This window comes from Geodermatophilus sp. SYSU D01186, from assembly GCF_054050215.1.
The window spans coordinates 77,361-84,094 of sequence record NZ_JBJGYW010000024.1; the positions used below are offsets into that span (position 1 = coordinate 77,361).

General features: G+C 73.3%; 7 protein-coding genes and 1 pseudogene. 2 read left to right on the top strand and 6 right to left on the bottom strand.

Annotated elements, in window-relative coordinates; translation table 11 throughout:
• Positions 1-60: 60 nt before the first annotated feature.
• The 3 genes from ACI784_RS17560 to ACI784_RS17570 form a co-directional block, all read right to left on the bottom strand.
• Positions 61-1,722: an FAD-dependent oxidoreductase gene (locus tag ACI784_RS17560; RefSeq protein ID WP_457014331.1), complete on the bottom strand. Its 1,662-nt coding sequence runs from the start codon at positions 1,720-1,722 to the stop codon at positions 61-63.
• Between the two features lie 423 nt (positions 1,723-2,145).
• Positions 2,146-2,568 (bottom strand): hypothetical protein, encoded by a 423-nt coding sequence (locus ACI784_RS17565; protein ID WP_457014332.1) that lies wholly within the window; start codon positions 2,566-2,568, stop codon positions 2,146-2,148.
• Positions 2,559-3,686 carry a DHA2 family efflux MFS transporter permease subunit gene (locus ACI784_RS17570; protein WP_457014333.1) on the bottom strand — a complete coding sequence of 376 codons (1,128 nt, stop codon included), beginning with the start codon at positions 3,684-3,686 and terminating at the stop codon, positions 2,559-2,561. Before ACI784_RS17570 ends, ACI784_RS17565 begins: the two co-directional genes overlap by 10 nt.
• 370 nt (positions 3,687-4,056) lie before the next feature.
• On the opposite strand from ACI784_RS17570, the gene ACI784_RS17575 reads away from it, so the two are divergent.
• Positions 4,057-4,545 carry a pyridoxamine 5'-phosphate oxidase family protein gene (locus ACI784_RS17575; RefSeq protein ID WP_457014334.1) on the top strand — a complete coding sequence of 163 codons (489 nt, stop codon included), beginning with the start codon at positions 4,057-4,059 and terminating at the stop codon, positions 4,543-4,545.
• 190 nt (positions 4,546-4,735) lie between these two features.
• Here ACI784_RS17575 and ACI784_RS17580 read toward each other — a convergent pair whose 3' ends face one another.
• The 3 genes from ACI784_RS17580 to ACI784_RS17590 form a co-directional block, all read right to left on the bottom strand.
• Complete coding sequence (locus tag ACI784_RS17580; RefSeq protein WP_457014337.1) at positions 4,736-5,008, bottom strand: alpha/beta hydrolase family protein; 273 nt, start codon at positions 5,006-5,008, stop codon at positions 4,736-4,738.
• A gap of 36 nt (positions 5,009-5,044) precedes the next feature.
• Complete coding sequence (locus tag ACI784_RS17585) at positions 5,045-5,404, bottom strand: alpha/beta hydrolase (RefSeq protein ID WP_457014338.1); 360 nt, start codon at positions 5,402-5,404, stop codon at positions 5,045-5,047.
• Between the two features lie 75 nt (positions 5,405-5,479).
• Positions 5,480-5,905 carry a hypothetical protein gene (locus ACI784_RS17590; protein ID WP_457014335.1) on the bottom strand — a complete coding sequence of 142 codons (426 nt, stop codon included), beginning with the start codon at positions 5,903-5,905 and terminating at the stop codon, positions 5,480-5,482.
• A 249-nt stretch (positions 5,906-6,154) separates the two neighbouring features.
• Between ACI784_RS17590 and ACI784_RS17595 the strand changes: the two are divergent.
• Positions 6,155-6,734 (top strand): annotated as a pseudogene (locus ACI784_RS17595) (hypothetical protein); the annotation flags it as partial.

The window sequence follows — 6,734 nt, forward strand, 5'->3', positions numbered from 1 at the left end:
TCACCGCACGACGAGTCGGCTGATCGTGACGGCAGGCGACGGCGTCCCGGCGGGGGCACGTCATACGGCCAGCAGGCGGTGGACCTGCTGGATCGCGATCGACCCCTCCCCCACGGCGGAGGCCACCCGCTTGACCGACCCGTGCCGCACGTCGCCGGCCGCGAGGACTCCGGGAAGGCTGGTCTCCAGGGACAGGGGCGGGCGACTCGTGGCTCGGCGCGCGTCCTCACTCAGGTCGACGCCGGTCCTGATGAAGCCCGCTTCATCGCGCTCGATCGTCGGCGGCACCCAGTCGGTGTGCGGCCGCGCGCCGATCATCAGGAACAGGGCGTGGGCGCCGACCGTCACTCGCTCCCCACTCCCGCGATCGCGCAGCACCAGGCGCTCCAGCCAACCCTCACCACCACCGCCGTCGACGACCTCCGCGCCGGTCCGCACCTCGATGTTCGGGGTCTCCTCGACCTGGCGGACGAGGTAGTGCGACATCCCGGCATCCAGCGTCGCGGCACGGATCACCAGGGTGACGCGCTTGGCGTGGCGGGCCAGGTGGAGAGCGGCCTGCCCGGCGGAGTTCGCGCCCCCGACGATGTAGACCTCCTCCCCCGCCACCAGCGGCGCCTCCGAGGCGGCCGCGCCGTAGAAGACACCCGCCCCGTGCAGCGCCTCGAGCGACTCGACCCCGAGCCGGCGGTACGTGGCGCCCGTGGCCAGGACGACGGCGCGGGCCACCACGACGCCGCCGGTGCTGAGGGTCAGGACGACGCGGTCGTCCTCGCGGGCCAGGTGCGAGACCTGCTGCATGAAGGCGAAGCGGGCGCCGAAGACCCAGGCCTGCTGGTACGCGCGGCGGGCCAGATCCGCCCCGGTGAGGCCCCGCGGGAAGCCGAGGTAGTTGCGGATCGACGAGCTCGCCGTGGCCTGCCCGCCGATGCTGCCCGAGTCGATGACGACGGTACGCAGCCCCTCGGAGGCGCCGTACACGCCCGCGGACAGCCCGGCCGGCCCGCAACCGACGATCACCAGGTCGTACCGGTCCCCCGCCGGGTCGATCGTCTCCCCCGCCGACCGGGCGATGTCCATGTCGGAGGGGTCCTCCACGACCCGACCGTCGGGCATGACCAGGAACGGCAGCCGCTTGTCCGGTCCCACGTCGGTGAGGATGGCGCGGCCCTCCGCGGAGCCAGCCAGGCAGAACCGGTGCGGCAGCGCGCAGTGCCCGAGCGTCTCGCGCAGCTCGTACGCCCGCCCCGACCAGGTCTCCCCCACCACGTCGATCGTGTGCGGCGCGCGGCGCCGGGCCTCGGCCCAGGCGAGCAGGAAGCTGGACACCGCCTGGTGGAACTGCTCGTCCGGCGGCGGCGCCGGCCGCACCAGGTACTGGTCCATGCGCCCGCGGGCGATCGCCTCGAAGATCGCGTCGCCGGTGGCCGGGTCGCCGAGATGGGCCCATCCGATGAGCAGGACCCGGACGGCGTCCGGGAAGAGGGCCGGCACGTCGGCCAGCAACTCCGTGCCGGAGGCGCCCTGGAGCTGCTCGGCCACCAGGACGAGGGCGACGTCCTCACCGGCCGCCGCGCACTCCTGGAGCACGACGCGCGCCTCGCGCGCGGAACCCAGGCAGCAGATGCGGTAGTCGCCGGAGTAGCGGTTGCGCAACTCCCGCTCGACATCCGCGAGCAAGGCAGGGTCGTCATCGACCAGGATCAGCAGGGGGAGGCTCATGGCAGCTCGCCGGATGGCGGGGTGGCCTTGCCTCGGCGCACTGAGCCTAGGGGTGCACGACGTCGCCACACCAGGGCCGACCCGCGACCGGTCGGTGCGCCGCAAGCGAGGAAGGACGTCGTCTTCTCCCTCCGGGCATGGGTGGACGTGGGGGGTGCTGAGGGGCAGCGATCACACACACTGGGCAGCTGTCCCGCGTCGGTGAGCCCGTCAGCCCACGTCGACGAACAGTGCGGGAGCGAGAACCGGCCTCACGCCCATTGGCTCGCTGCGCCCTGCCGTCTCGTGACAGCGTCGTGACTGACAGAGACGACGCCGCAGGCTCCCGGCTCGGCGGTGTCGCGGGCGGCCTGGCGCGCAGACCGCGCGGCATGCCCGATTCCGGCGCAGCTGTCCCAGCCCTCAAGTCGATTGCAGCCGGTGTCACACCTGGTCCTCGCCCCGCGCTGGAGGCCGGCCGAGGGCAGGTTGCAAGGGCGGGGCACCCACGGCGCAGTGCACCCGGCAGGGGCCGTCGACCGGCAACTGAACCGGGGCGTCCACCGCTGCGACCACCTCGGCACGGATCGCCGCGAAACTGGCCGGCACGGCCACCAGCGCCAGCAGACCGCCAGCCACCATCAGCCCGGCGCAGATCAGCATCGCCGTGCCGTACGCGGGATCCAGCGTCACCGGATCGGTCAGGCTCGCACCGACGCCGGACACGACCGGCAGGAACGCCACGGCGAGCAGGCCGGCGGTCCGCGCGACCGCATTGTTCACACCACTCGCGATGCCGGCGTGCCGGTCCTCGACCGCGGCCAGGGCTGCGGCGGTGAGCGGCGCGACCGCGAGGGTCAGTGCCACCCGAGCAGCACCGCGAAAGGCAGGACGTCGGACCAGTACGTGGCGCCTGCGCCGATCATGGCCAGCCCGACCAGGCCCGCGGCGCCCACGACCGGTCCGGCGAACATGGGGAGCCGGGGCCCGATGCGGTTGGCCAGGGCGCCGGTCCGCGCCGAGAACGCCAGCATCAGCAGCGTCACCGGGACCAGCGCCAGCCCCGCCGCCACCGGCGAGAACCCGGCCACCACCTGCAGCTGGACGACCAGGAAGAGGAAGGCACCGGAGAGAGCCGCGTAGACCAGGAAGGTCACGGCGTTGACCGCGGAGAACGCACGGACCCGGAACAGGCCGAGCGGCAACATCGGAGCGGGGCCGCGCCGCTCCGCGAGTACGAATACGCCCAGGGCCACCACGCCGAGTGCCAGTGCGGCCAGGACCAGCGGATCGGCCGGCCCACGTCGGGTCCACTCGGCCAGGCCGTAGGTGAGTCCGCCGAGCCCGACCACGCCCAGCGCTGCCCCTGCCAGGTCCAGCCGTCGCGGAGCCGCGGGGTCGACAGACTCCGGGACGTGGCGAAGCGTGATCAGCACCACGATCAGCGCCAGCGGGAGGTTGATCAGGAAGAGCAGGCGCCAGGTGGCGACCTGGACCAACCATCCCCCGACCAGCGGCCCGATCGCCCCGGCGACACCTCCCAGCCCCGACCAGGCACCGATGGCACGGGTCCGGTCGTCGGGGACGAAGGAGGCCTGCAGGATCGCCAGCGACCCGGGGGCGAGCAGGGCGCCGCCGACGCCCTGCACCGCCCGGGCGGCGACCAGTGTCGCGGTGGTCGGAGCCAGCCCGCACAGCACGGATGCCGCCGTGAAGACGACGACACTGACGAGGAAGACCCGGCGGCGGCCGAATCGGTCCCCCAGCGACCCGCCGAGCAGGATGAAGCCGGCCAGCGTGAGCGTGTAGGCGTTGACCACCCACTGCAGTCCGGCCGCACCGGCGCCCAGGTCTCGGCCGATCGCGGGCAGCGCGATCGAGACGACCGTGGCGTCCAGGAACGCCATGCCGGAGCCGAGCACGGTGGCGAGCAGCAGCGATACCTCGGCCCCGACTGGCTGACCCGGCGCAACGACGAGGCCCACACCCGCCACCTGGTCGCCCAAGCTGGAGAAGCTCGGCCACACCGTGGTTCTCGACCCGGTCGCCTGCCTGACTGCAGCTGGGCGGAGAACCCGAACGGCGCCGACGACGGCCGCCGCGGCCTGGTGCTGGCCGAGCGGAGTACGCACCCGGCTTCCTCACCGAGTACCTCGGGTGGATTTGCGCCGAGCCGATCCGACGGTGGTCCGCGTGACCCTCGCGCGGCTCGCCGACGGAGCCCGTGGGCGGAGCATGAGGGCTTAAGCCTCTGGGGTTCTCGGCGGGGTGTCCAGTCATCCTGTTGGCTCCATCTGCGAGGCGTCCGAGCCGAGGCGCCGCTCGCCACGTGCGTCGAGTCGAGGAGCACTCCCCATGCCTGGTGGCGCCCACCGAGTCGAGAACCTCGATCAGGACACGTGCCAGCGACTGCTGGGGACCGTCCCCTTCGGCCGGATCGCCTCCACCGACAGAGGGCTCCCGAAGATCGTCCCCGTTCACTGCACCCTGCGCGGAGACGAGATCATCATCGGCACCATCCGGGCTCACAACACCGTGCGAGTCCAACCCGGTGACGTCGTCGCCTTCGAAGCCGACACCTATGACCCCACCACCTGCGAAGGCTGGTGCGTCGGCGTCATCGGGCCCTGCCGGGTCATCGACGACCACGCGGAGATCGACGAGTTGAACGCACTGCGATTCACTCCGTGGACCTCGCGGGACGGCGGACACTACTTCGGACTGCCACTGCGCCTCATCTATGGCCAGGCCTTGACCAGGCGACACGACCAGACCGCCGGACCGACCGGCCGGCCGAGCACCGCCTTGCCCTCCACTGCGTCCTCGCCATCGGGCCGTCCCTGAGACCGCCCCCATGGACACCGTCCCGGCTTGACGACGAGTCCAGGGGCTCCTCCTACTGTCCCAGCGGCCGGACACCGGCGTTGAACTGCTCCGACGCCAGACGCGATCTAGATGCCGCTCGGGCTTCTTGCCCCCCGCCGGGCGGGCGTGCCGGAACAGGGTCGGACGTGGCCCGCGAGCGGTCCGGGCGTCACGACCGACCCGGAGCCCCGGCTGCAGCACCGGCCCGGCGGCACACCGCGGCGAGGAAGACCGCGATGCCGTCGACGACCACGTCGAACCGCAGTGAGCGGAACCGGTCGAAGGTGTGCTGTGCGCCGGGGAGCTCCGCGCAGACCACCGGCTGACGCGAACCCCGGCGCAGCTGCGCGGCGAAGGCTCGGGCACCCTGCACCGGCACGTAGGTGTCGCAGTCGCCGTGGGCCAGCAAGAACGGCGGTGCACTCGCCGCGTCGTACTCCAGAGGCGTCGAGGGCGGCGACTCGCTGGGGTCGTGCCCCTAGTAGCGGCCGTAGTACCCGTAGAGGCAGACGGCGGCGCTCACCGTCGTGTCCGCCTGTTCGAACCCCGGCTGGAAACCGGCTCGTTCGGGGAGGGCGGCCAGGGCAGCCAGGTGACCACCGGCCGAGTTGCCGGACACGACGACCAGGCCGGGATCCGCGCCGTGCGCGGGACCGTGCTCCCGGGCCCAGGCGATGACCCTCTTGACGTCGACCAGGTGGTCGGAAGGCCCGGCTTTGGGCCGCAGCCGGTAGTTCGCCCTGATGCACGCCCAGCCGTCGGCGGCCATCCAGTGGAGCAGATCACCCGCCTCCCGGCGCTTGTGGCAGCTGCAGCAGCCGCCGCCGTGGAAGTAGATGGCGTCGGCGCGCCGGTCGGCCGCGAGCGGCGGCGGTAGACATCGAGCCGGTTGCGCCGGCCGCCGCCCCGTAGGTCAGGTCCGGGATCCGTGCCACCTGCCGCGGGCGGACGGGGACCGGCACCACCAGCGTGACGAGCCGTCTCCCCAGGCCTGACCGCGGTCGCCGAAACTCCTCCCCCAGCCCCGCGGCGAGGGCGCGAGCGACCACTTTCCCGGCCCGGAGGCGCGCCGCGCCACGACCGCCAGACCGGCCCAGGTCAGCAACGCCAGGCCGAACAGCAGCCACCCGGGGGGCGTGCGCAGGAGACCGTCCTGCGCGACCGCCGGCACGGTGGTGGTGAGCAGCAGGACGGCGAACAGCTGCGGCAGCTCACTGACGCCCAGGACCACCACCAGGAAGCCGCCCACCGCCACTGCTCGCGGCCGGCGGATCGGCGCGAGGGCCAGCAGCACGCTCGCCCCCAACACGACCACCGCGACGACGACTCCGACCGGCACGAGTCCCTCCTCTGCAGATGTAGTGAATGCCCTGCCCTACAGCCGTAGAGGCCGCTGGCAGGGAGGCTCCGTTGGCGGACACGTCGCGCAGGACCCAGCTCGCCGACGCCGCGATGGTCACGCTCGCCCGCGAGGGCAGCCGGGGACTGACGCACCGGGCCGTGGACCGCTCCGCCGGCGTGGCCGAGGGGGTCGACGTCCTACTGCCTCCACACGCGGCCCGCCGTGCTGCAGGCCATCGTCGGTCGGATGTCCAGCCTGGACGCGGCGAGCATCCCGGCGCCCGCGCACCCGAGCGCCGAGGAGTTCGCCGACGCCTTCGCCGCCGTCGTCCATCACCTGCTCACCGACGGCCGCGACCGGCAGCTGGCGCGCTACGAGCTGGCACTGGAGGGGACACGGCGACCGGATCGCGGAGTCCACCGCGCTCGGCGTTCCGGACTCACAAGAGCGCGCCCGGGCCTTCCTCATCCTCGTCGAGGGACTGCTGTTCAGCCGGCTGGCCGCCACGGACGACGTCCCTCCCCACATGCCTGCGAAGCCTCGTTCGCGCATGCTGGCGGCGGTCCACGTCCCCCTGCGCGGGTACCCCGCCACGACGGCGCCCCCCGCACCCGGCGGGGCCTGCGTCGACAGGTGTGTCCGCGCCGGACGGCGCCCCCAGCGGTGGCTGCCCCTGCTCGATTTGCGAGATCGGGGACGGCTCACGAGCTCCTGGACGGCCGAGAGAGCACCGAGTTCGTACTCGTCGTGGGGGGGGGGGGGGGGGGGGGGGGGGGGCGCGCGCCGGGCCCCCCGCCCGCGCGGCGGCCCGCCCGCCGCACGACAC

Excerpts from the sequence above, each read along its gene's own strand:
- ACI784_RS17560 (WP_457014331.1), bottom strand. The coding sequence starts at position 1,722 with ATGAGCCTCCCCCTGCTGATCCTGGTCGATGACGACCCTGCCTTGCTC.
- ACI784_RS17575 (WP_457014334.1), top strand. The coding sequence starts at position 4,057 with ATGCCTGGTGGCGCCCACCGAGTCGAGAACCTCGATCAGGACACGTGC.